The sequence below is a fragment of the Streptococcus troglodytae genome (assembly GCF_002355215.1).
GTDB classification, from domain to species: Bacteria; Bacillota; Bacilli; order Lactobacillales; family Streptococcaceae; genus Streptococcus; species Streptococcus troglodytae.
In genome coordinates, this window is record NZ_AP014612.1 from 737,058 (window position 1) to 762,146 (window position 25,089).

Sequence of the window (25,089 nt, forward strand, 5' to 3'; positions counted from 1 at the left end):
AGCTGTCTCCTTAGAGTTTGATAATTCATTTTAACATAATCTTAAAAAAAACTAACAGTCATTTGCAAGAACAGAATCTTTAGAAGACTGTAAACTTGCCTTTTGAAAGGAAAATAGCGTTTGATTTTCATAAAACTTACTGCTATAATAGAAGTTGTCAGAAAATACAGATATTAACTAGAAGAGGAAATTTTTATGACTAAACATATCCACTGGGATGGCAATCTTTCACAAGAAGGTTTTGAAATTGTTAAAGGTGAAGGTGGCGTAATCGTTTGTCCAACTAAGGTTGGCTACATTATCATGACTTCAGATAAAAAAGGTCTCGAACGTAAATTTGAGGCTAAAAAGCGTAATCGCAACAAACCTGGGGTTGTTCTTTGCGGCAGCATGGAAGAATTGCGTGCCCTAGCTCAATTAACACCAGAAATTGATGCCTTTTATCAAAAACATTGGGATGAAGACATCCTTCTCGGCTGTATCTTACCATGGAAAGCAGAAGCTTACGAAAAATTGAAAGCTTATGGCGACGGACGTGAAGAACTGATGACAGATATTCGCGGTACTTCTTGTTTTGTTATTAAATTTGGCGTGGCTGGCGAGCAAATTGCCAAAGAAATGTGGGAAAAAGAAGGCCGTATGGTTTATGCTTCCTCTGCTAATCCATCAGGTAAAGGGAACCGCGGTAAAGTTGAAGGTATTGGTGAACGTATCGAATCCATGGTTGACCTTGTTATTGAAGCTGATGATTATGTCGCTTCTATCCAACCTGATAAGACAATTGAAACGCGCTATGAGCAAGGTGTTATGGTTTCAATGGTTAATAAAGACGGCAAATTAATCCCAGAACAAGGAGCAGGCAGCCGTTCAGTAGAGCCATGTCCTGTTGTTATCCGTAAGGGTCTTGATATTGATAAAATCATGATGCACCTATCAGACCACTTTAACTCTTGGAATTACCGACAAGGTGAGTATTATTAAAAAGCAGCAGTCCTTAGGACTGTTTTTCAATATTAAAATAGGTATAAAATCACTCCTCAAGGGTGTTTTTGCTATAATGAAAAGGCGAAATTCAAAAAGAGAGACGGATGGATAAAGCATGGTCAAAGACTTATCAGATATGAGCTTAAAGGAACTCTGGCAGTTATTCCCCATTTTTCTTGTTGAACACAAAGAGGAATGGGAAGAGTGGTATGAAGAAGAAAAAGAACAGCTTTTACAGTTGCTTCCAAGTCAAAGTATCAAAAGTATTTCCCATATTGGCAGCACAGCTATTCCTAACATTTGGGCTAAAAATATTGTTGATATTTTATTAGAGCTTCCTGAAAAGGCAGATTTACAAGATTTCAAGAAGCGGTTGATGGATGCTGGCTATCTCCTCATGTCTGAAGGTGAGAATCGATTATCTTTTAATAAAGGTTATACAAAAGACGGTTTTGCCGACAAAGTATTTCACCTTCATTTACGTTATCAAGGGGATAATGATGAACTGTATTTTAGAGATTACTTAAGAGAACATCCAGAAGTTGCTAAAGACTATGAAGGGTTAAAACTTGGCTTATGGAAAAAATATGAGCATAATCGTGATGCTTATACTGATGCTAAGTCTGACTTTATTAGGAAATATACACAAAAGGCTAAGAAAAACGATAAAGGAAAAGACAATGTCAGATGTGATTAAAAGTGTTCGTTTTTTTATTGGAAACAGCAACTGTTCTGGGACTAGTTGGGGGTCTGTCTACTAAAAAGTTTTGGGCAATAAAACTTGTTTGTGCCCTCTTAGGACTTGTAATTACTCCTATTTGGAGTCGCTATGGTGGCTCAAAGATCACCATACGCTGTGACAGGATTAGCCAAATTGGGCTTAGAAATTTTTACTTTTGGTATTGGCATAACCGAATCTTTTTTACTTTATGAAAAAATGGTTGGGTGGATGTACACAGCTGTGGCCGTTATTAATTTGATTGGACTGTATACTTTAGACTTGGACTGGAATTAGGTTTCAAAAATAAGGAAAAACTATAAACGATAAGGAGAGGTACTGATGATAACTGTTATTCTTATTCTTTTTGCTCTGGCAGTGTTATTTTATATCTTGCTCAAGTATCTTATTAATCAATCTAAGCACCCATCCGGTTTTATTGGCAGAAGTATGATGAAGCTTTGGAATAAGGTTTATCTGCCTATGGCGCGTTGGAGCTTGTCCTTACTTTCTAGGAACGCTTACGAAACGATCTTAGATATTGGTGTTGGTAATGGAGCTTCAACTGCCTATCTTCACCAGCTTTTTCCAAATAGTCAAATTAGGGGGATAGATATTTCTGCAGAAGCCATTGCTCAAGCTCAGCAGCATTATCAGCAAGAAAATGTTAGCTTTGAAGTTATGGATGTGGGGCAACTGTCCTATCCTTCTCAATCGTTTGATCTTATTTGTGCCTTTCAAACCCATTTTCACTGGCCAAATTTGAAGCAAGCTCTGCTTGAAATCAAACGTGTGCTGGCAAATAATGGTCAACTGTTACTTGCCTGTGAAGGAAGTAAACTTAAGTATTATTTGCCAGAATTGAAAGATGATGCTGCTTTTGCAAGTTATTTGGAGAGTATGGGCTTGTGCTTAATGGCTAGTGATAGAAAAGCTGACTGGCTGTCTTATCAAATCGGGAAGAAGGTGCTGGCATGAAAACATTATTTTTATGCTCCTATTTTGCTGAGGTTGCTTCTTTGTTTAAAACTTTTGCAGACCAGCATCAGTTGGAAAAGAAAGTCCTTTTCATTCCTACAGCTGGAAATGTAGAGGGATACACAGCTTATATTGATGAAGCTAGGGCTGTTTTTGCGGACTTGCAATTCGAAGTTGAAGTGTTGGATATAGCAGAAGAAGCGAGAGAGAATGTCGTGAGAGAAAAAATGTTACAGACACCCTGTCTCTATATTTCAGGCGGCAACACTTTCTATCTTTTGCAGGAATTAAAAAAGAAAAATTTGCTGCCTTTAATTCGTGAGCGTATTCATCAAGGAATGGTTTATCTTGGTGAATCAGCTGGCGCTATCATTACCTCAAAGGACATTTTTTATAATCATATCATGGATGATAAGAGACTGGCATCCGATTTAACAGAGTATTCGGCTTTAAGTGTGGTGGATTTTTCTGTTTTGCCGCATTGGAAAGAGTTTCCTTTTGAAAAGAGCAGTCAGCAAACAGCTGCTGCTTATGATGGTCAGCTCAAACTGCTTAAGTTGACCAATCAACAGGCTGTGCTTGTAACTGGTCATACGACTGTTACTGAAAATGTTCAATAGGCTTAGGTATTTATAATGTTCTTAACTTATCTGCTGTTATATCAAGTTTAATCATTTTGGATTTGAGAGAGCCAAAAGCGAACTTACTAAAAAGTTTTCTGTAGATTACAGGTTTTAACAATAACAAATCAGTGTATTTAAGCTGTTTGAAAAGTTTGAGAGAATAACTGACTCTTGCAGTCTTTGCTGTTTTCTTTAAAATAAAATTATGATGATTAAGGAAGCAATCAAACAATTAGCTCAAGATATTGGGATTTCAAAAATAGGGTTTACAACAGCTGATGATTTTGATTATTTAGAAAAATCATTACGTGCTTCTGTTGAAGAAGGGCGTTCTTCAGGTTTTGAACATAAAAATATTGAAGAGCGTATCAAGCCCAGACTTTCTTTAGCTAGTGCTAAAACCATTATTTCAATAGCGGTAGCCTACCCACATAAATTGCCTGTCAAACCACCTAAGACTCAGTATAAACGCGGCAAAATTACGCCAAATTCTTGGGGATTGGATTATCATTATGTTTTGGAGGAGAAATTACAGCGTTTGGCGCAAGGTATTGAAAGTTTATGTCAAGATTTCCCTTTAGAGCATAAAATTATGGTAGATACGGGTGCTTTGGTTGATACAGCCGTTGCTCAGCGCTCTGGAATAGGTTTTATTGGCAAGAATGGCTTAGTCATCTCAAAAGAGTTTGGCTCTTACATGTACTTAGGTGAACTTATTACGAATTTAGAAATTGAGCCTGACAGTCCTGTTGATTATGATTGCGGTGATTGTCACAGATGCTTAGATGCCTGTCCAACTTCCTGTCTTCTTGGTGACGGCAGTATGAATGCTAAGCGCTGTCTTTCCTTTCAAACGCAGGATAAGGGCATGATGGACTTAGAATTTCGTAAAAAAATCAAAACTGTTATTTATGGCTGCGATATTTGCCAAATTTGCTGTCCTTATAATAAAGGGATTCATAATCCTTTGGCCAGTGAAATCGATCCTGAACTTGCAGAGCCGGAATTGCTGCCGTTTTTAGAACTGTCTAATAGTCAATTTAAGAAAAAATTTGGTATGATTGCTGGTTCTTGGCGGGGAAAAAATATTTTACAGCGCAATGCCATTATTGCCTTAGCTAATGGTCATGATAAAAGTGCCCTTGTCAAACTTATGGAAATCATTGACAAGAATAATAATCCTATCCATACTGCAACAGCTATCTGGGCTTTGGGTGAAATTGTCAAAAAGCCAACTCAAGAATTGTATGATTTCATTTTAAGCATTCATTCAGATAATGACGCTATTATAAAAGAGCGAACTGCTCTGCTTAATAGATGGCAATTTTAAAAGAACTATGATAGAATAAAAAGATACTGGAAAATGAGGTATGTATAATATGGATATGGCAGAAATTCGCCAAAAAATAGTAGAAAATAAAGAGAAGTTGACTAGCTTTCGGAGGTCTCTTTGACTTAGATCGCTTAGAAGAAGAAATCGCTCTTTTAGAAAATCAAATGACAGAACCAGACTTCTGGGATGACAACATTGCCGCCCAAAAGACATCACAAGAGTTAAACGAACTTAAGCTCAAATATGAAACCTTCAACAGCATGCAGGAACTGTCGGATGAGACAGAATTGTTGCAAGAAATGTTAGAAGAAGATGATAGTTTGCAAGGCGAACTTGAAGAAGACCTTGTCAAGCTTGATAAGATTATGACCAGTTATGAGATGACGCTTCTTTTATCAGAGCCCTATGATGCTAACAATGCTATTTTGGAGATCCATCCGGGTTCTGGCGGTACAGAAGCCCAAGACTGGGGTGACATGCTGCTGAGAATGTATACCCGCTTTGGAAATGCCAAGGGTTTCAAAGTAGACGTTTTGGATTATCAAGCTGGTGATGAGGCTGGGATTAAATCAGTCGCTTTATCTTTTGAAGGCCCAAATGCTTATGGTCTTTTAAAATCGGAAATGGGTGTTCATCGTTTGGTCAGAATTTCACCATTTGACTCAGCCAAACGTCGCCACACTTCCTTTGCTTCTGTTGAGGTTATGCCAGAGCTTGATGATACCATAGAAGTAGATATTAGAGATGAAGATATCAAGATGGATACCTTCCGTTCTGGTGGTGCTGGCGGACAAAATGTGAATAAAGTGTCAACTGGAGTTCGCTTGACCCATATTCCTAGCGGCATTGTTGTTGCTTCGACGGTAGATCGTACCCAATATGGAAATCGCGATCGAGCCATGAAAATGCTTCAGGCTAAACTTTATCAAATGGAGCAGGAAAAAAAGGCTCAAGAAGTGGATGCTCTCAAAGGTGATAAAAAGGAAATCACTTGGGGCAGTCAAATTCGTTCTTATGTTTTCACACCTTATACTATGGTGAAAGATCATCGGACAAACTATGAAGTTTCTCAAGTAGATAGGGTCATGGATGGTGAGCTAGATGGTTTTATTGACGCCTTTCTCAAATGGCGTATGGAATAAAAACGAGAGGAAATAAAAATTATGGCATTAATCCAAATGAAGGGTGTTACGAAAAATATAACCGCGGTGCAACTGCTCTGCGAAATATAACAATTTCAGTTGATCAAGGTGAATTTGTTTATTTAGTTGGTCCATCAGGTGCTGGAAAGTCGACCTTTATTAGATTGCTTTATCGTGAAGAAAGAACGACTAAAGGGGCTCTTAAAGTTGGCAAATTTAATTTAGCTAAGATGAAGAAAAGAGAAATCCCCATTCTGCGTCGTAGTATTGGGGTTGTCTTCCAAGATTATAAACTCTTGCCTAACAAAACGGTCTTTGAAAATATTGCTTTTGCCATGGAAGTTATCGGTGAAAAACCGCGTGTTATTAAAAAGCGTGTAACAGAAGTTCTTGATTTAGTCGGGCTGAAACACAAAATGCGCTCTTTTCCAGATCAATTATCAGGCGGTGAACAGCAACGGGTGGCAATCGCACGTGCCATTGTCAATAATCCACAGGTTTTGATTGCCGATGAACCTACAGGTAACTTGGATCCTGAAATCTCATGGGAAATTATGCAGTTGCTTGAACGTATTAATCTTCAAGGGACGACTGTTTTGATGGCAACTCACAATCGCCAAATTGTAGATACACTTCGTCATCGTGTTGTTGCCATTGAAGATGGTCGTATTGTTCGTGATGAAGAGGAAGGAGAGTATGGATATAATGATTAGAAGATTTTTCCGTCATTTATGGCAATCCATTAAAATTTAAAACGTAATGGCTGGATGACTGTTGCAGCGGTTAGCTCTGTAACCATTACCTTGATCTTGGTCGGTATCTTTGCAGCCTTTCTCTTAAATACTGAAAAGTTAGCATCTGGTATTGAAAAAAATGTTCAGATTAATACTTATTTGCAAGTTGATTCTAAGGATAATGTTAAATCTTATGTAGATTCGAATGATGCCAATAAAACGGTTAATAATCCTGATTATCATAAGGTATATGATCAAATTAAAAAAATTGAACACGTTAAATCAATTACCTTTTCAAGTAAGGATGAACAATTAGAGAAACTTAAGAAAACCATGGGAGACGATTGGAACTTGTTTGATGGGGATTCCAATCCTTTATATGATGTATACATTGTGCAGACAACTTCACCTAGTGAAGTCAAAACAGTAGCTAAAGCTATTGGGAAAATTTCTGGTGTTGATTCAGTTGCTTATGGCGGCACAGATACTGATCGTATTTTTGGTTTGGCTAACTTTGTTCGAACATGGGGACTTGCAGGAACTGGCCTTCTAGTTTTGGTTGCTATCTTTTTGATTTCCAATACGATTCGTATAACCATTTTGTCACGTCGCAATGAAATTCAAATCATGCGTTTAGTTGGTGCCAAAAATGGCTATATCAGAACGCCATTCTTCTTTGAAGGAGCTTGGGTTGGTCTTATCGGAGCGATTATTCCAGCGGCTGTTGTGGGTTACTTGTATATCTTTGCATTTGAACAATTCAATCCAAATCTTGCTGCTCAAAATCTCTCTCTTTACGAACCAAGTCCTTTCATCTTTTACCTTATTGGTGCCATGTTTATCGTTGGTATTTTGATTGGGGCTTTAGGCTCAATTTTATCAATGAGACGATTCTTGAAGATATAAAAAAGCCCTTGAATTGGGCTTTTTTGCTTACTGGTTAAAGAAAGGATTGAAATTCTTTTCATGTCCAATTGTTGTATCAAAGCCATGCCCTGGGAAAACTTTAAAATGATTTGGCAGGGTAAAAAGGTTTTCTTTTATACTGCTAATGAGCTCATCAAAATTTCCAGTAGGCAGATCTGTCCGCCCAATACTTTCTTTAAAGAGGGCATCTCCCGACAAAACTATTTCTTCATCTCTAAAAATAAAGGAAACACTTCCCCAAGAATGTCCAGGTGTTGGAACAACTTTGAAATGAAAGCCAGCCATATGGTAATCCGTGTTATCATTAAAGAAAAAGTCAGCAGGAGAAACAACCACATCTTCCATATCACTGTGACGACTCAATCCTGATAAATTGTCAATAGGACTGCCCAGCCAAGAAGCCTCTTTTTCAGAAACATAGACTGGCGGATAATTAAAATGCTGCCGTACCAAATCAAGACTCATAATGTGATCGTAATGGGTATGGGTCAGTAAAATAGCGGCAATAGGTTTATTGATTTTCTTTAATTGATCAAGGATATCATCACCGTTGCTTCCAGGGTCTACCAAGAGGACTGCCTCTTCATTAACAAGGTAATAGGTATTTTCACGAGCAGCATCGTTTAAAGTTCTTAAGATTTTCATATCTTTAGTTTAACAAAAATGCTTTCTTTTTGAAATCAAAAAGAAAGCAAAGCCGTCATTTTTTAATTGACCTTATTTTTTGTCGAGTTTATACTATTATTATTCGGGAATGGAGGTTTTTAATATGACAAAAGTTGCAATTGTTACTGGTGCAGGTCAGGGAATTGGCCTGGCCATTGCTAAACGTCTTCACAAAGATGGTTTTAAAATTGGCATGCTTGATTACAATGCTCAAGCAGTTCAAGAAGCCGCTGCTGGTATTTCCAAGGCAGATGCCCTAGCAGTAACGGTAGATGTTTCAAAACGTGAAGCTGTTTTTGATGCTTTCGATCAAGTTGTTGAAAAATTTGGAGATTTGTCAGTTGTGGTTAATAATGCGGGCCTTGGACCAACAACTCCAGTTGAAACAATCACAGAAGAACAATTTAAACAGGTCTACGGTGTTAATGTCGGAGGTGTCATTTGGGGGACGCAAGCTGCTTATAAGCATTTTAAAGCTTTGGGACATGGTGGAAAGATTATCAATGCTAGTTCACAAGCTGGAGTTGTCGGAAATCCAGAGTTGACACTCTACTCAGGAACTAAATTTGCTGTACGCGGAATTACTCAGGTAACAGCGCGTGACTTAGCTAAAGATGGTATTACAGTTAATGCTTTTGCGCCTGGTATTGTTAAAACACCGATGATGTATGATATTGCTCATAAGGTCGGTCAAAATGCTGGTAAAGATGATGAATGGGGTATGCAGCAATTTGCCAAGGACATCACTTTGCAGCGTTTATCAAAACCAGAAGATGTTGCCAATGTCGTTTCTTTCTTAGCCAGCTCTGACTCAGACTATGTCACTGGCCAGACCATATTAGTTGATGGTGGCATGCAGTTTCATTAAAATAGAGAAAAAGGCCTTAGGGTCTTTTTATTTTGGTCATTTTATCAGAAAGAGTAAATAATCAGAAAATTTTGTCATTTCCATAGAATTATCCTAAAAATTGTGCTAGACTAAAGAAGTAGAAACGATAAGAGGATTTATTTATGGATAAAAAAATGAATTTTGTAATGATTTCCCCCCATTTTCCGGCAAATTTTGAAACTTTTGCCCACCGTTTGTATGAAAATGGTATCAATACGCTAGGGATTGCGGATGCTCCTTATGAGCAATTAAGTCAGGGCTTACGTGATCATTTAACGGAGTATTACCGTGTTGATAATATGGAAGATTATGATCAGGTTTACCGTGCTGTCGCTTATTTTGCTCATAAGTATGGCAAAATTGATCGCATCGAATCTCATAATGAATATTGGCTGGAATTAGATGCCCATTTGCGGACAGACTTTAATGTTTTTGGTTATAAAAATGAAGATATGCTTTCTATCAAAACGAAAGCACAGATGAAAGAAATTTTCCGCGAAACAGGCATCAAAGTTGCCCGTGGTCGTGTCTTTGCTAGTGCTGAAGATGCTCGTGCTTTGACTAAAGAACTTGGTTTTCCGGTTATCATTAAGCCTAACTCTGGTGTTGGTGCTTCGGATACATACAAAATCAAGTCAGCTTCAGAATTGGAAGACTTTTTTGGCTATCAAAATCCCACAGTTGACTATATCATGGAAGAATTTATTGATGGCGATATCGTTACATTTGATGGCTTGACGGATCACGAAGGTAATATTGTCTTTTATTCCAGCTTGGAATACTCTGAAGCTGTCCTTGATACAGTGGAGAAGGATAATGATATGTTCTATTATGTCCCTCGCGATATTTCACCAGAGCTGATTAAACTAGGTGAGCAATGTGTCGAAGCCTTCAATGTTAAAGAACGTTTCTTCCATTTTGAATTCTTCCGTATTAAAAAGACGAAAGATTTAATGGCGCTTGAAGTTAACTGCCGTCCGCCGGGTGGCCTGACCATTGATATGTGGGACTATGCCAATGATTTTGATGTTTTTAATGAGTACGCCCATATTGTTAAAGACAATCGTTTTGATGCTCATATCACTCATCCTTATAACGTTGTTTATATAGCTCGTAAGGCTAATAAACATTATGCGCATAGCATAGAGGATATTGAAACTAAATACGGTCATCATATTATTGAAATAGAGTCTGTTCCGGGTATTTTTGCTAAAATTATGGGTGAAGTCGGTATCCTTGCACGGACTGAAACCATGGATGAATTACGAGATATTGTTCAGTTTGCCCATGCTAAAATCTAACTTTTAAGCTTTAATGATAATATTTGAAAGGAAATAAAGGCGATCAAAAGGCTTGAACAAGAGCAAAAGGTTTAACAAATCTTAATTTCTTAATTTCAAGTACTTTTCTGGTCGCTCTTGGTATCTTAACTATGTATTTTGAAAGAAGAAATCACTGGTCTGGTCAATTGGGCCGAGAAATGTATTTTAATGTTTACGGACATGCTGGAAAACCGATTATTGTCTTTCCATCATCGGGCGGCAGTCAGAATGAATATGGCGACTTTGGTATGATTGAAGCCTGCCAAAGTTTTATTGACCGTGGTTTGGTGAAATTTTACACACCTGATTCTTTAGATAGAGAGTCATGGTTGGCTGAGGGAAAATCAGGTCATGATATGGCTCTAGCGCATGAAGCCTATGATCGCTATATTATTCATGAATTGGTGCCACTGATTCGCTATGAATCAAATTGGGATGGGATGATGATGGCGACTGGCTGTTCAATGGGAGCTTTCCATACGGTGAATTTTGCCCTGCGTCATCCAGATTTATTTGATATTTCTGTAGCACTATCTGGGGTTTATGATGCGCGTTTCTTTACAGGTGAATTTTATGGGGATCCTGCTGTTTATTACAATTCTCCTATTGATTACCTCTGGAATCAGGAAGATTCTTGGTTCTTGGAGCGTTATCGTCGCAATCGCTTCATCGTTGCGGTCGGTCAAGGAGCTTGGGAAGAGCCGCACATCATTGATACCATTCGCTTGAAAGAAGCTTTTGAGGCCAAATCAATTCCAGCATGGTTTGACTTTTGGGGAACAGACGTTGCCCATGACTGGGAATGGTGGCGTGTGCAGATGCCTTATTTCTTAGGAAAACTGGAAGAAGAAGGACGGATTTGATTTTATAAACTACCATTCAAAAAAGCAAACAGTAGTGAAGCCGTTTGCTTTTTTTGTCTACTCTTTCAAAGTAAACTTAAGAAATTCAATAAAATGATTAGCCCAATATTTTTCGTGGTGAATTTCATTGGCCATAATATGCAAATCAATATGTTCCATCGGGTGGCCTGTTCGTAAGAGGGATTGATAATAATGAAGAGTACAGTCAATGTAAGCTTGATTCATATTCGGTGCAAATTCATCATCAACAGCATCTCCTTCTTTGGTACCCACTTGGATAAAGACTTTACTATTTTTATCTAAAGGATGATGGTCAATAAAACGCAGAAAATCACGCTCACTGAACCAAGAAGCCAAAGAAAAGACACCTAGATTTCCAAAAATATGAGGATAAGCAGCTCCCATATAAGCGGTAATGATGCCGCCCATGGAAGAGCCCGCTAGGAGTGTATTGGCAGGATCAGTCTTGCTACGATAGGTCTGATCAATAAAGGGTTTAACAGTGTTGACAACCCATTCACCATAGGCCATCCCATCCCCGCCACTGCTAGCAGTTTCAGGCGTTGTGCCAACATCGGTCATCCAAGGAGCATATTCATTGAGACGGTTGTCACCAGCATTATCAATACCGACGACAATTAATTTAGGCAGTTCCTTGTGCTGTTTAAGCGTTGGAATAATTTTCCAAGAGTAGCCTGAAAAGGATTCCTTACTGTAAAAAATATTTTGCCCATCGTGCATGTAAAGAACGGGATAAGAAGCCCAATCTTCCTTGTCGTAATCCTTGGGTAGGAGCACACGAACGCGCCTTTTTTCATTGTAATAAGGGACATCAAGATAATGCTCCATCATTTCAAGATAGTAATTATTCAGCTTGGTTTTCTTTTTCACAGTATATCTCCCTTGAAGAAATCGAATTAAGCCTATTATAACATAGAAAAATGTGAAAAAATAGCAGAGATCGCTTAAAATAGAAAATGAATGTGAATGAACTTACCCTAATAGTTGTTTTTATTCAGCTAATTCAGTAATTGGCGCCTAGGTATTTAGACAGTCATTATAGACCAATTAACTCACTTTTATGAACACAGTAGGAAAGGAAACAACGCCATCATTTTCTGATGAAATATGTTATAATTTTAATGTTATGACGGAGAAAAAACAAGAAAGTATGCGGTGGTTGATTTGGAGGCAACAGGTGCCAGCCACTCAGCTTCCATCATTCAAGTTGGGATTGTGATTATTGAAAATGAACAAATCGTTCAAACTTATACTACAGATGTCAATCCCCATAAGCCGCTTGCTAAGGCTATTATCAGATTGACAGGAATTACAGATGCTCAATTGCAGCAGGCACCTGATTTTTCCGAAGTAGCAGCTGACATCTATCATCTCATTGCTGACTGTGTTTTTGTTGCTCACAATGTTAAATTTGATGCTAATCTTTTGGCAGAACATCTTTTTTTAGAAGGATTTGAGCTGTTAACACCTCGTGTTGATACGGTTGAATTGGCACAAGTTTTTTTCCCAACTTTTGAAAAATATTCATTGGGAAATTTGACAGAGCTTTTAAAGATTGACTTGTCAGATGCTCATACGGCTATTGCCGATGCGAAAGCAACAGCGGAACTTTTTTTGAAATTAAAACAGAAAATGGCAGGTCTTCCTAAGTTGACTTTGGAGAGAATCCTGCAATTTTCAGACAGTCTTCTGTATGAATCCAAATTACCTATTGAAGAAGCTTTTTCAGCAGCTTCCAATCACTTGCCATCAGACTATCAGGAAGTAGCAGGAATTGTCCTAAAAAAAGAAGAACCTTTTTTAAAAGAACGGCAGTTATCGCAGGATTTTGCGACTAATATCGCTTTGTTAGACCTTGAAGAAAGAACTCAGCAGCTTAAATTTGCCCAAGTTATTGAAGCAAAATTTGAAGATAGTAGGGCTAGTTTTATTGAGGCTCAATCAGGCATTGGCAAAACCTATGGCTACCTCTTACCGCTTCTTAGTCAGCATGGGGAGGAGCAGATAATTGTCAGTGTTCCAACCAAAATTCTTCAAGATCAAATCATGGCTAATGAGGCACAGGCTTTAAGAGAAGCTTTTCATATCAATAGTCACAGCTTAAAGAGTCCTCAAAATTACCTCAAATTAGATAGCTTTTATAAGACTTTGATGAGAAAAGATGGTAATCGTTTGCTTAATCGTTATAAGATGCAGCTTTTGGTTTGGTTGTTGGAAACAAGAACTGGCGATCTTGATGAGATCAAGCAAAAACAACGCTATGCTACTTATTTTGATGAAATCAGGCATGATGGCATTTTGAGTAAGCAATCCCTTTTTTATCATCTTGATTTCTGGCAGAAAAGTTATCAAAGAGCAAAATCAAGCCGCCTGCTTATTACTAATCACGCCTATCTCTTGACGCGTATAGAAGATGATCAGGCCTTTGTTGAAAATCAGGTTTTGGTTATTGATGAAGCGCAGAGACTATTTTTGACCTTGGAGCAGTTTTCAAGGCGTCAAGTCAACATGGTTGAGACTTTACGGGCTCTTAACCAGCTTTTGGAGAATTCTCAAAAGATTTTAGAAAAACGGTTGTTAGAAAGCATTCAGTTTGAATTAAATCATTTGTTATATCTTTTTAATAAGGAAAAGCGAAAGTCACTTAAGAAAGAAACTATTAAATGCTTGCGGCAGCATTTATCAGAATTATCTCTGCCAGAGTTAGCGGATTTACAAGCTTTATTTGAAGAACCTTATTCAGACTTCTGGTTTGAAGAAGATTTCTTTTGGGATCATCGAACGGTTCTTCTAAAGTCAGCCCGTCTTGATTTTACTGACTTTACACAATTTTTACCGGCTACCAAAAAGACTTACTTGGTTTCAGCTACTCTTCAAATTAGTCCCAAAGTGAGTTTAGCGGACCTTCTTGGCTTTGAACAGTTTACTTTTGATAGTATTTCGGGAGAAAAATCACGTCAGCAGGCTATTTGGGTTGATAAGACAATGCCTAGAGTAAATGATATATCAGATTCAGAGTATGAAACATTGCTTACCAAACGGCTGCTGCAATTGGCTCAGCTAGAGCAGCCCATGTTGGTTCTTTTTAATTCTAAAAAAACGATGTTTGCTGTTTCTGATTTGCTGGATGAAGCGAAACTTACTCATTTGACTCAGGAGAAAAATGGAAGTCCCTTTAATATTAAGCGGCGTTTTGATCGTGGAGAAGCTGATATATTGCTTGGAACAGGCAGTTTTTGGGAAGGTGTTGATTTTGTTGAGCAAGACCGCTTGATTGAGGTCATCACGCGTTTGCCGTTTGATAATCCGGAGGATTTGTTTGTTAAAAAATTAAATCGTCAATTACGGCAGGAAGGTAAAAATCCTTTTTATGACTATACTTTACCAACAAGCATTTTACGCTTGCGGCAGGCTATTGGCCGAACAAGGCGCAATAACAGGCAGCTTTCAGCAATTGTTATTTTAGATAGTCGAGTTGTCAATAAAAACTATGGAAAAATAATTTATCAGGCTCTGGCTAGTCATTTCTCCGTTTCGAGTCAACATTTTCAGAAGATTCTCGTTGAAGTGACTCATTTTTTGATATAATAAATAGTATTAGTGTATAAAAGCTAAATGATTTAGTAATTAAAGGAAATAATTAAGGAGACATGATGACTAAATTATCAAGGCGCGTTTTAGAAATGGAAGAGTCTGTTACTTTGGCAACAAGTGCCCGCGCTAAAACACTTAAGGCTCAGGGACGAGATGTTTTAGAACTTTCTTTAGGACAGCCTGACTTTGTAACACCTAAGAATATTCAAGAAGCTGCTATTAAATCAATTAGAGATGGACATGCTTCTTTTTACACAATTGCTTCAGGTCTTTCTGAACTTAAGGATGCCATTAGTCAATATTTTGAAAAGTTTTATGGATACTCTGTAGAGCGCAAACAGATTGTGGTTGGCACTGGAGCTAAGTTTATTCTTTATGCTTTGTTTGCAGCTGTTATTAATCCAAAAGATGAAGTGATTATTCCAACTCCATTTTGGGTGTCTTACGCAGATCAAATCAAGATGAATGATGGTGTACCCGTGTTTATCAGGACAAGTGAAGAAAATCATTTTAAAGCAACAGTCGAACAATTGGAAGCTGCAAGAACTGACAAGACCAAAATGATTGTGCTCAATAGTCCATCTAATCCAACAGGGATGATTTACAGTAAGGAAGAATTGGAAGCTATTGGTAATTGGGCTGTTAAGCATGATATCTTGATTTTATCTGATGATATTTATGGCCGTCTGGTTTATAATGGCGCAAGATTTACGCCTATTTCAACAATTTCACAGGCTATTTGTCGACAAACAATTGTGATTAATGGGGTATCTAAAACCTATTCCATGACAGGCTGGCGTGTTGGCTATGCTGTTGGTGAACCTGAAATTATTGGAGCTATGTCTAAAATTGTTAGCCAAACAACTTCTAATCTAACAACAGCAGCCCAATATGCAGCTATCGAAGCTTTAATAGGTGATCAAGATACAGTTGAAGTGATGCGTCAAGCTTTTGAAGAACGATTGAATACTATTTATCCTTTGTTGGCAAAAGTTCCGGGATTTCATGTTGTTAAGCCAGAAGGCGCCTTTTACTTTTTCCCTAATGTTAAAAAAGCCATGGAAATGAAGGGATATACTGATGTAACAGAATTTACGACAGCTCTTTTAGAAGAAACAGGTGTCGCTTTGGTAACAGGTGCTGGCTTTGGTGCACCAGAAAATGTCCGTCTGAGTTATGCAACAGATATGGTTACTCTTAAGGAAGCTATCAATCGCATACAAGCTTTTATGGAAAAATAGAAAAACAAGTTATTCAACTTAAAATAAAAATTAGAAAAGAGATTATTGTGTCTAAAGACTATATATCTATTATTGATGTGAAAAATCATGTCGGAGAGGAAGTTACTATCGGTGCCTGGGTTGCTAATAAATCAGGCAAAGGGAAAATTGCTTTCTTACAGTTGCGTGATGGAACAGCTTTTTTCCAAGCGGTTGCTTTTAAGCCTAATTTTATCGAAAAATTTGGTGAAGAAGCAGGACTTGAAAAATTCAATACTATTAAACATCTTAACCAAGAAACAGCAATTGAAATTAAGGGAATTGTCAAAGAAGACAAACGTTCAAAATTTGGTTATGAGTTGGATGCGACTGACTTAAAAGTCATTGGGACATCTGACAATTATCCTATTACGCCAAAAGAGCACGGAACTGATTTTTTGATGGATCATCGCCACCTTTGGCTGCGCTCACGAAAGCAGATGGCCATTATGCAGATTCGTAACGCTGTTATCTATGCTTCTTATGAGTTTTTTGACCAAAACGGCTTTGTCAAATTTGATAGTCCAATCTTATCGGGCAATGCAGCAGAAAACACAACGGATCTTTTTGAGACAGACTATTTTGGTGAGCCTGCTTTTCTCAGTCAGTCAGGTCAGCTCTATTTGGAAGCAGGTGCTATGGCATTTGGCCGCGTCTTTGATTTCGGACCTGTTTTCCGTGCTGAAAAATCAAAAACACGCCGCCATCTGACAGAGTTTTGGATGATGGATGCAGAATACCCATTCCTGTCTCATGAACAGTCCCTTGATTTGCAAGAAGCTTATGTCAAGGCCCTCATTCAGGGTGTTCTTGATCGGGCACCGCAGGCTCTTGGTATTTTAGAACGCGATACGGCTTTACTCAGGAAGTATATCGCCCAACCGTTTAAACGTGTCTCTTATGATGATGCGATTACACTTCTTCAAGAGCACGAAGAAGATGAGGATACGGATTATGAGCATATTGAGCATGGAGATGATTTTGGATCGCCTCATGAAACATGGATTTCCAATTACTTTGGAATACCAACTTTTGTCGTCAACTATCCGGCTAGCTTAAAAGCTTTTTACATGAAACCGGTACCGGGTAATCCGGATCGTGTTCTCTGTGCTGATTTGCTTGCTCCAGAGGGCTATGGTGAAATCATTGGCGGCTCTGAACGTGAAACAGATTATGATACTTTACTTGCGAAAATCAAAGAGAACGGACTTAATCCGGATGATTATGCCTTTTATCTTGACTTGCGTCAATATGGTTCTGTTCCGCACTGTGGATTCGGTCTTGGTTTAGAGCGTATGGTGACTTTTGTGGCAGGAACGAAACACATCCGTGAAGCCATTCCTTTCCCGCGGATGCTCCATAGAATTGAACCATAGAGAGTCTTAACTTTATTGCTGAATCTGGTGAAAGTTATCTCTAGATAAGATACAAATCTGGTTCAGACCGAGAGACTGAGCATAAATTCTGTTTCTAGTCAAAAATATTATGATATTTAAAAAGCCTTAAAACCAACATTTTTGATAAGTTGATTTTAAGGCTTTTTACTATTTGGTGAGTTTTTGCCCAGCCTCTTTTATCGCGGCGAAAACTCTCGTTTGATGAGGTTTGCCTCGTTTGCAAATAAAGGAAATAAAAATCGGAATTTACAGAGCTAAACAGATTTTTATGTTGAAAAATAGGCTTGTTTACATTCTAAACAAGTTCTAGGTATAAGGCTGGTTTTTTCTTCTGTAAAAGTCCTTGTTTTAATCTTCTGAATATTTTGCTATAATAAAAAGCGTCAAGCAGGTATAAAAGGTGCTCTTCAAATAGCTTGAAAATCATCTTTTGTTTTGTTTCGTTAATAGATTGTCACCGCCTAGAAAAAGACGATGGCCATTATTTCATAGGAGGAAAGATAATGACAACTACTATAATGGCAAACTATAGTTATGGTGAGGACTGCTATCAAGAAATTCCCGAAGTCTTAAAACCCTATCATATTAAGCGCGTGGTCTTGATTGGGGGAGAAAGAGCCTTGGCCAGCAGTGAGGATGAGGTTCGTAGTATTTTGGCGCAGGCAGGTATCGAAGTGACGGGCAGCTTTGTCTACGGCCTTGATTCGACACAAACAAACATTGATAGACTGGTAGCTAATCCAGATGTACAGAGAGCGGAAGCTATTTTTGGTTTTGGAGGCGGAAAAGCGCTTGATACAGCTAAAATGGTTGCTAAAGAATTGGATAAACCCACCTTTACCTTCCCGACAATTTGCTCTAATTGTTCGGCAGGGACGGCGATTGCAGTCGTTTACAATGATGATCATTCTCTTTTAAGATATGGTTATCCTGATTCGCCGCTTCATATTTTTATTAATACGCGAGTTATTGCACAAGCACCTGAGAAGTACTTTTGGGCAGGTATTGGCGATGGTATTTCAAAAGCTCCTGAAGTTGAGCATGCGATCTTGGAAGCAAAGAAAACAGGGACAGCAGAGTTTCCTCATACCGCAAGATTAGGTGAGGCTGTGGCACTGTCTTCAAAAGAGGCCTTTTATCGTTATGGTCAGCAAGGGCTGGAAGATGTACGAAATAACAAAGTATCTCGGGCAGTTGAAGAAATTGCACTTGATATTGTAGTATCAACTGGCTATGCTTCTAACTTGGTCAATCAGCCTGATTTTTACTACAACTCTTGTCATGCCCATGCTTTTTATAATGGCACAACTGCCGTCAAGCGCGAAGGAGAATACCTTCATGGTATGGTTGTTTCTTATGGTGTGTTAGTCTTGCATGCTTATTTTGATGAACAAGAAGAACTGGAACGTGTGGCTAATTTCAACAAGGCATTAGGCTTGCCAATCAGATTGCAGGAACTAGGATTGACTCAGGAAGATATTCCTAAAATTGTTGAAGTTGCTTTGACAACTAATGAATACCGCAATACACCTTTTGATCCTGAAAAATTCGCTCAGGCTATCCGTACAGTTGATCATCTCGGTCAACAAATGTAAACGAGATAAAAAGAAAGAAGGAAGAAAGATGAAAAAAATTCATACTGATAAAGCACCTGCAGCAATTGGACCTTATGTCCAAGGAAAAATCGTTGGAAATTTATTGTTTGCTTCTGGTCAGGTTCCCCTGTCACCAGAAACCGGTCAAGTGATTGGGACAACTATTGAAGAGCAGACCCAACAAGTCTTAAAAAATATTTCAGCCATTTTAACTGAAGCTGGAACAGACTTTGATCATGTCGTCAAGACAACATGCTTCTTGAGTGATATTGATGACTTTGTCCCTTTTAATGAGGTGTATGCAACAGCTTTTAAATCTGATTTTCCGGCGCGTTCAGCCGTTGAAGTGGCGCGTTTGCCAAAAGATGTTAAGATTGAAATTGAGGTTATTGCTGAACTTATTTAAAGAGTTTTTAATAGTGAATCAAAAAGAGTACTTTGGCAGAATTTATTGATGAATCAATGATTAATCATAAGAAAGCTGTTCTGAGAATAACTTATTCTCAGGCTCTTTTCTGGTTAGGGTGGAGAAAAATATGACGACGGTTTTGAATAAGAAACAAACTTATAAAGATATTTTTGATGGTCGCAGTTATCAAAAAGTAGATGGTGCCTTATTTAAAAATTTAGATCAAGGGCTTAAAAATGAGTTATTAGAGGATTATCCTAAGCTTAAGGATGATGATTTTATTGCTTATGTGCATTTAACAAAGTATAGTCTTAGATATATGGGCAAAATTATTGTTCGAGCTCAGGAAAAAAATGAGAGCATCAAAGGTTATGTAACAGCTCTCAGTCAGGAAGAAGACAATATTAATGTTGATGAGCAACTGCAGGCAAAGATTACCTTTGGGCAAAAAATTGCCGATGCTGTGGCTAAATTTGGCGGTTCTTGGACCTTTATTATTTCTTTTATTTTATTGATGGCAGCTTGGATGCTAATCAATCAGTTGCGCCTGTTTGGTCTGCATTTTGATGTCTATCCTTTTATTTTACTCAACCTTGCTCTATCCACTCTAGCAGCAGTTCAGGCTCCTCTCATTATGATGAGTCAAAATCGGGCGGCAGAATACGACCGTTTGCAAGCTTTAAATGATTTTAATGTTAATAAGAAATCTGAAGAAGAAATCCGTTTTCTGCATGCTAAATTGGACCATATTGTTCAGCAAGACCAAAGTGAGCTGTTAGAAATACAAAAACTACAGACAGAAATGCTGGCAGCTATTAGCCGTCAGCTGACACGTTTAGAAAGCATGCAAAATCAAATGGAAGGAGTGAAAGAAGAAAATGAGTGATAAAAAAATTGACTTGGTTATTGTGACCGGTATGAGTGGGGCCGGTAAGACAGTTGCCATTCAGTCTTTTGAAGACTTGGGTTATTTTACCATTGACAATATGCCGCCAGCATTGGTTCCCAAATTTTTGGAATTAGTCGAAAGCAGCGGTGAAAATGATAAAGTGGCTTTGGTAGTTGATATGCGCAGCCGTCTCTTTTTTAAGGAGGTCAGTTCTATTTTAGATAAGATTGACTTAAATGAGACGATTAATTTTCGAATTCTCTTTTTAGATGCTACAGATAGCGAATTGGTTTCACGGTATAAGGAAACACGTCGCAGTCATCCTTTGGCTACAACTGGCCGTGTTTTGGATGGTATCGCTCTTGAAAGAGAGCTGTTAGCACCCTTGAAGAATCTCAGCCAAAATGTTGTTGATACGACCGATTTAACACCACGTCAACTCCGTAAAACCATTTCCGACCAATTTTCTGCTGAGAAAAATCAAACCAGTTTTCGTTTAGAGGTTGTCAGCTTTGGATTCAAATATGGTTTACCTTTGGATGCAGATCTAGTTTTTGATGTGCGTTTTCTGCCTAATCCGTACTATAAACCAGAGCTGCGAGATAAAACAGGACTGGATAAAGATGTCTCAGATTATGTTATGCAGCATCAGGAGTCAGAAGAATTTTATCAACGCTTATTGGCTTTGTTAGCACCTATTTTACCGGGTTATCAAAAGGAAGGGAAATCTGTTCTGACTATTGCTATTGGCTGTACAGGTGGTCAGCACCGCAGTGTAGCTTTTGCTCATCGGCTGGCTCAAGATTTGGGACAAAATTGGACAGTTAATGAGAGCCATCGTGATAAAAATCGGCGTAAAGAGACGGTGAATCGTTCATGAGAAAACCTAAAATAACTGTTATTGGCGGTGGAACAGGGATACCTGTTATTCTCAACAGTCTGCGTCATGAAGAGGTAGATATCACAGCAATCGTTACTGTAGCAGATGATGGCGGCAGTTCTGGTGCTATCCGTCATGTTATGCAATTAACGCCTCCAGGAGATCTTAGGAATGTCTTAGTTGCTATGAGTGATATGCCAAAATTTTATGAGAGAATCTTTCAATATCGCTTTAACGCTGAAGACGGGGCATTAGCCGGTCATCCTTTGGGAAATTTAATCATTGCAGGTATTTCTGAGATGCAGGGTTCTACCTACAATGCTATGCAGATATTGTCAAAATTTTTCCATACAACAGGTAAGATTTATCCTTCAAGTGAAAAGGCTTTAACGCTTCATGCTGTTTTTCAGGATGGGCAGGAAGTGGTTGGTGAAAGTCAGATTGCCAAGCATAAAGGGATGATCGATCATGTCTATGTGGCTAATAGCTATGACGATGCTAAGCCGACTGCCAGTCGTAAGGTTGTTGATGCTATTATGGAAAGTGATATGATTGTTCTAGGTCCGGGTTCGCTCTTCACTTCCATTCTCCCAAACTTAGTCATTGATGAAATTGGAAAAGCACTCTGTGAGACCAAGGCAGAAGTGGCCTATGTTTGCAATATTATGACTCAATATGGCGAAACGGAACACTTTACAGATGCTGACCATGTGCGAGTTCTCAATCGTCATTTGGGACAAAACTTTATTGATACCGTTTTGGTTAATGTAGAAAAAGTCCCTCAGGATTATATGAATTCTAATCGATTTGATGAATACCTCATTCAAGTAGAGCATGACTTTGCTGGACTTCAAGAGCAGGTACCCCGAGTGGTTTCTTCTAATTTTCTTTGTTTGGAAAATGGCGGTGCTTTTCACAATGGTAAAAGTGTTGTGGCTGAATTGATGAATTTAATCAAGGTGAAAGAGCTATGAGCTTTACCACACAGGTGAAAGAAGAAATCTTAAATTTGAATTCAGCTGACAAAAATGAATTGTCGGCTATTATTAAGATGTCAGGGAGTTTGGGCTTGACAGATAAAAAGCTCAGTTTGTCCATCATTACTGAAAATGCTAAAATTGCTCGCCATATTTACGCCTTATTGGAACGACTCTATCGGATTAATCCTGAGATAAAGTACCATCACAAAACCAACTTGCGAAAAAACCGTGTTTATACTGTTTTTTTAGATGACAATGTTGAACAAATATTGGCCGATTTACAGCTTTCGGATTCTTTTTTGGAACTGAAACTGGCATTGGACAGCAAATTTTATCTGATGATGATGCTGGCCGTTCTTATTTGAAAGGAGCCTTCCTTTCTACTGGCTCCATCCGAGATCCTGAATCGGGCAAATATCAGTTGGAGATTTTCTCTGTTTATCTTGATCATGCTGAAGATTTAGCAAAACTAATGCAAAAGTTTATGTTAGATACCAAGGTGATCGAGCATAAACACGGTGCAGTTACTTATTTGCAAAAAGCAGAAGATATCATGGATTTTCTGATTATTATCGGCAGTATGGAAGGCATGGCAGCTTTTGAAAATATTAAAGTTATGCGCGAAACAAGAAATGATGTCAATCGTACCAGCAATGCCGAAACAGCTAATATTGCTAAGACGATTAATGCTAGTATCAAAACGATTAATAATATTAACAAAATAAAAGAAACTGTTGGTTTGGAAAGTTTGCCAATAGAATTGCAGCAGATTGCCCAAATCAGAGCAGCTCATCCTGACTTTTCTATCCAGCAGATTGCTGATAGCTTAGCTGCACCTTTAACCAAGAGCGGCGTTAATCATAGGTTAAGAAAAATTAATAAAATTGCTGAAGATTTATAATAAAGAAAGGAATCGAATAAGGACTAAACGCTGTGTCAAAAAAAACAGAAGTCCTAGAGACTGATGATTCTTTAACCTTATCCTATTTTGACTTTGCGTTTTTGAGGCTCTAAGCTAATGCACAGTGTAGAAAATGCCTATAAGCATTTTCGTTTAGTGACGCAGAGATTTTATCTCCCGCCACTAATCACTGGGTAGACGGGCTTTGGATCTTACTAACTGAACACACCCTAAAAGCGTCGTGAAAAAGATAAGCTTCCTTGTGTGTAAGCCACACGGCGTCAGCTTCCTATTTTCATCTCGCTTTCTTGACGGGTTTTGTATCTTGGTTTAACTGAACACGGGCTACGGACGGCCGCAAAAAGATAAACATATCCTAGACGCAAGCGTCGTCGGCTAGTTTCCTATTTTGCTCTTGTCCGCTTAACGCCCTTTGTATCTTAAATAAAGGAGGAATATAATGACTTGTACAACCATTCTTGTTGGAAAAAAGGCCAGTTATGATGGTTCTACCATGATTGCCAGAACGGAAGATTCACAAAATGGTGTCTTTTGTCCTAAAAAATTTGAAGTGATAACATCAGAAGATCAACCAAAGCATTATCGATCGGTTTTATCAAATTTTGAAATAGATTTACCTGATAACCCTTTATCCTATACATCCGTTCCCAATGCTTTAGACAATGAAGGGATTTGGGCTGAAGCTGGTATTAATGCTGCTAATGTTGCTATGAGTGCCACAGAGACCATCACCAGTAATGCCCGTGTGTTAGGAGCAGATCCTCTAGTAGCATCAGGTATTGGGGAAGAAGATATGCTGACTTTGGTTTTGCCTTATATTCAGTCAGCGCGTGAGGGTGTTGAGCGTCTGGGAAAACTTCTGGAAGAATATGGTACATATGAATCCAATGGCATAGCCTTTTCAGATATCAATGAAATTTGGTGGTTGGAGACCATTGGAGGACATCATTGGATTGCTCGTCGTGTGCCCGATGATGCTTATGTTACTAATCCTAATCAGTTAGGGATTGATCATTTTGAGTTTAATAATCCCGATGATTATCGCTATTCCAATGATTTAAAGGATTTCATAGCTGACAATCATCTTGATTTGACTTATTCAAATGAACACTTTAATCCTCGTTATGCTTTTGGCAGTCAAAAAGATAAGGATAGACATTACAACACACCACGTTCTTGGGCTATACAACGCTTTTTAAATCCAGAAATTGAACAAGATCCACGGAGTTTCTTTATTCCTTGGTGTCAAAAACCTTATCGTAAGATTACAGTGGAAGACATTAAGTATGTTTTGAGTAATCACTATCAAGAGACAACTTTTGATCCTTATGGACCAGAAGGAGACCGTCTTAGTCAAACAGCCTTTAGAACCATTGGCATTAATCGAACCAGCCAGACAGCCCTTTTGCAATTACGTCCTAATCAAACACCAGAAACTAGGGGTATTCAATGGCTTTCTTATGGTTCCATGCCTTTTAATACGATGGTACCCTTCTTTACGCAAGTTTCAAAAACACCGGCCTATTTTGCCAATACCAGTGCAAGGGTGACAACGGATAATTTTTATTGGACTAATCGTTTAATTGCAGCCCTTGCCGATTCACATTACCATAAACACGAAGGGAATTTAGAAGCCTATGTTGAGAAAACAATGGCAGCAGGGCATGCTATGATTCACCGTGTTGATGAAGCTTTAGCAAAAGGAGAAAAAGTTGATTTTGAGGGGGAAAATCAAGCTATGAGTGATTTTATTGAGGAACAGACACAGGCTCTTCTGGAACGAATTCTCTTTGATGCCAGTAATCTGATGACCAATCGCTATGGTGTTAGTGATTAGTTTCAAATGACTATTTAGTCCAAATATTAAAGTTAAAAAATAGAGAAGCTGAACTTTATACGATTTTCAAGTTAGATGTTTTCTGTCCAATTCTTGGATCAGTATAGCAAGTTTTTTAGCTTCTTTT

General features: G+C 38.3%; 20 protein-coding genes and 4 pseudogenes. 22 read left to right on the forward strand and 2 right to left on the reverse strand.

All coding sequences use genetic code 11. From position 1 onward, the window contains the following. Positions 1-195: 195 nt before the first annotated feature. The 9 genes and pseudogenes from SRT_RS03750 to ftsX all read left to right on the forward strand — a co-directional run bounded on the left by SRT_RS03750 (position 196) and on the right by ftsX (position 7,418). Complete coding sequence (locus SRT_RS03750) at positions 196-981, forward strand: L-threonylcarbamoyladenylate synthase (RefSeq protein WP_128833089.1); 786 nt, start codon at positions 196-198, stop codon at positions 979-981. A gap of 118 nt (positions 982-1,099) precedes the next feature. Next, positions 1,100-1,681 (forward strand): GrpB family protein, encoded by a 582-nt coding sequence (locus SRT_RS03755; RefSeq protein WP_128833090.1) that lies wholly within the window; start codon positions 1,100-1,102, stop codon positions 1,679-1,681. A gap of 132 nt (positions 1,682-1,813) precedes the next feature. Next, the gene (locus SRT_RS10595) at positions 1,814-1,999 is read left to right on the forward strand and encodes a hypothetical protein (protein WP_223213976.1); all 186 of its coding nucleotides are present in this window, start codon (positions 1,814-1,816) and stop codon (positions 1,997-1,999) included. 45 nt (positions 2,000-2,044) lie between these two features. Next, complete coding sequence (locus SRT_RS03765; protein WP_128833091.1) at positions 2,045-2,680, forward strand: class I SAM-dependent methyltransferase; 636 nt, start codon at positions 2,045-2,047, stop codon at positions 2,678-2,680. Beyond that, positions 2,677-3,300 carry a Type 1 glutamine amidotransferase-like domain-containing protein gene (locus SRT_RS03770; protein WP_128833092.1) on the forward strand — a complete coding sequence of 208 codons (624 nt, stop codon included), beginning with the start codon at positions 2,677-2,679 and terminating at the stop codon, positions 3,298-3,300. The genes SRT_RS03765 and SRT_RS03770 overlap by 4 nt, the downstream gene beginning before the upstream one ends. A gap of 208 nt (positions 3,301-3,508) precedes the next feature. Next, the gene (gene queG / locus SRT_RS03775) at positions 3,509-4,633 is read left to right on the forward strand and encodes a tRNA epoxyqueuosine(34) reductase QueG (RefSeq protein WP_128833093.1); all 1,125 of its coding nucleotides are present in this window, start codon (positions 3,509-3,511) and stop codon (positions 4,631-4,633) included. 49 nt (positions 4,634-4,682) lie between these two features. Continuing rightward, positions 4,683-5,778 (forward strand): peptide chain release factor 2 gene (prfB, locus tag SRT_RS03780; protein ID WP_100199922.1). Its coding sequence is split into 2 segments (ribosomal slippage): positions 4,683-4,754 and positions 4,756-5,778, totalling 1,095 coding nucleotides; the frame shifts between segments, so codons are not numbered across the junction. Between the two features lie 21 nt (positions 5,779-5,799). Next, positions 5,800-6,491 (forward strand): annotated as a pseudogene (gene ftsE / locus SRT_RS03785) (cell division ATP-binding protein FtsE). Further along, positions 6,484-7,418, forward strand: a pseudogene (gene ftsX, locus SRT_RS03790) (permease-like cell division protein FtsX). The pseudogenes ftsE and ftsX overlap by 8 nt, the downstream one beginning before the upstream one ends. A gap of 27 nt (positions 7,419-7,445) precedes the next feature. On the opposite strand, the gene SRT_RS03795 reads toward ftsX, so the two are convergent. After that, positions 7,446-8,084, reverse strand: coding sequence for an MBL fold metallo-hydrolase (locus SRT_RS03795; RefSeq protein ID WP_128833095.1), 639 nt, complete (start codon positions 8,082-8,084; stop codon positions 7,446-7,448). Between the two features lie 124 nt (positions 8,085-8,208). Between SRT_RS03795 and SRT_RS03800 the strand changes: the two genes are divergently transcribed. The 3 genes from SRT_RS03800 (at position 8,209) to SRT_RS03810 (ending at position 11,179) form a co-directional block, all read left to right on the forward strand. Continuing rightward, the gene (locus SRT_RS03800) at positions 8,209-8,973 is read left to right on the forward strand and encodes a (S)-acetoin forming diacetyl reductase (RefSeq protein WP_128833096.1); all 765 of its coding nucleotides are present in this window, start codon (positions 8,209-8,211) and stop codon (positions 8,971-8,973) included. A gap of 143 nt (positions 8,974-9,116) precedes the next feature. After that, positions 9,117-10,295: an ATP-grasp domain-containing protein gene (locus SRT_RS03805; RefSeq protein WP_128833097.1), complete on the forward strand. Its 1,179-nt coding sequence runs from the start codon at positions 9,117-9,119 to the stop codon at positions 10,293-10,295. Positions 10,296-10,426: 131 nt separating this feature from the next. Continuing rightward, a complete protein-coding gene (locus tag SRT_RS03810) occupies positions 10,427-11,179 on the forward strand; it encodes an esterase family protein (RefSeq protein ID WP_161940021.1) in 753 nt (250 codons plus the stop codon). Between the two features lie 57 nt (positions 11,180-11,236). Here SRT_RS03810 and SRT_RS03815 read toward each other — a convergent pair whose 3' ends face one another. After that, on the reverse strand, positions 11,237-12,070 hold the full coding sequence (locus SRT_RS03815) for an alpha/beta hydrolase (protein WP_128833098.1): 834 nt from the start codon (positions 12,068-12,070) through the stop codon (positions 11,237-11,239). A 264-nt stretch (positions 12,071-12,334) separates the two neighbouring features. Here SRT_RS03815 and SRT_RS03820 point away from each other — a divergent pair. The 10 genes and pseudogenes from SRT_RS03820 to SRT_RS03870 form a co-directional block, all read left to right on the forward strand. Beyond that, positions 12,335-14,788, forward strand: a pseudogene (locus tag SRT_RS03820) (bifunctional DnaQ family exonuclease/ATP-dependent helicase); the annotation flags it as partial. Between the two features lie 65 nt (positions 14,789-14,853). Further along, positions 14,854-16,035, forward strand: a complete 1,182-nt coding sequence (locus SRT_RS03825; protein ID WP_128834026.1) for a pyridoxal phosphate-dependent aminotransferase — start codon at positions 14,854-14,856, stop codon at positions 16,033-16,035. Positions 16,036-16,082: 47 nt separating this feature from the next. Next, complete coding sequence (gene asnS / locus SRT_RS03830; RefSeq protein WP_128833100.1) at positions 16,083-17,429, forward strand: asparagine--tRNA ligase; 1,347 nt, start codon at positions 16,083-16,085, stop codon at positions 17,427-17,429. A gap of 524 nt (positions 17,430-17,953) precedes the next feature. Next, complete coding sequence (locus SRT_RS03840) at positions 17,954-19,045, forward strand: iron-containing alcohol dehydrogenase family protein (RefSeq protein WP_128833101.1); 1,092 nt, start codon at positions 17,954-17,956, stop codon at positions 19,043-19,045. A 28-nt stretch (positions 19,046-19,073) separates the two neighbouring features. Next, on the forward strand, positions 19,074-19,451 hold the full coding sequence (locus SRT_RS03845; RefSeq protein WP_002263719.1) for a RidA family protein: 378 nt from the start codon (positions 19,074-19,076) through the stop codon (positions 19,449-19,451). 130 nt (positions 19,452-19,581) lie between these two features. After that, positions 19,582-20,340 (forward strand): DUF1003 domain-containing protein, encoded by a 759-nt coding sequence (locus tag SRT_RS03850; RefSeq protein WP_128833102.1) that lies wholly within the window; start codon positions 19,582-19,584, stop codon positions 20,338-20,340. After that, a complete protein-coding gene (rapZ, locus tag SRT_RS03855; RefSeq protein ID WP_128833103.1) occupies positions 20,333-21,223 on the forward strand; it encodes an RNase adapter RapZ in 891 nt (296 codons plus the stop codon). The genes SRT_RS03850 and rapZ overlap by 8 nt, the downstream gene beginning before the upstream one ends. After that, positions 21,220-22,197, forward strand: a complete 978-nt coding sequence (locus tag SRT_RS03860) for a YvcK family protein (RefSeq protein WP_128833104.1) — start codon at positions 21,220-21,222, stop codon at positions 22,195-22,197. The genes rapZ and SRT_RS03860 overlap by 4 nt, the downstream gene beginning before the upstream one ends. Next, positions 22,194-23,104: pseudogene (gene whiA, locus SRT_RS03865) on the forward strand (DNA-binding protein WhiA). The gene SRT_RS03860 and the pseudogene whiA overlap by 4 nt, the downstream one beginning before the upstream one ends. A gap of 460 nt (positions 23,105-23,564) precedes the next feature. Beyond that, positions 23,565-24,962: a C69 family dipeptidase gene (locus SRT_RS03870; RefSeq protein WP_161940022.1), complete on the forward strand. Its 1,398-nt coding sequence runs from the start codon at positions 23,565-23,567 to the stop codon at positions 24,960-24,962. Positions 24,963-25,089 lie beyond the last annotated feature (127 nt).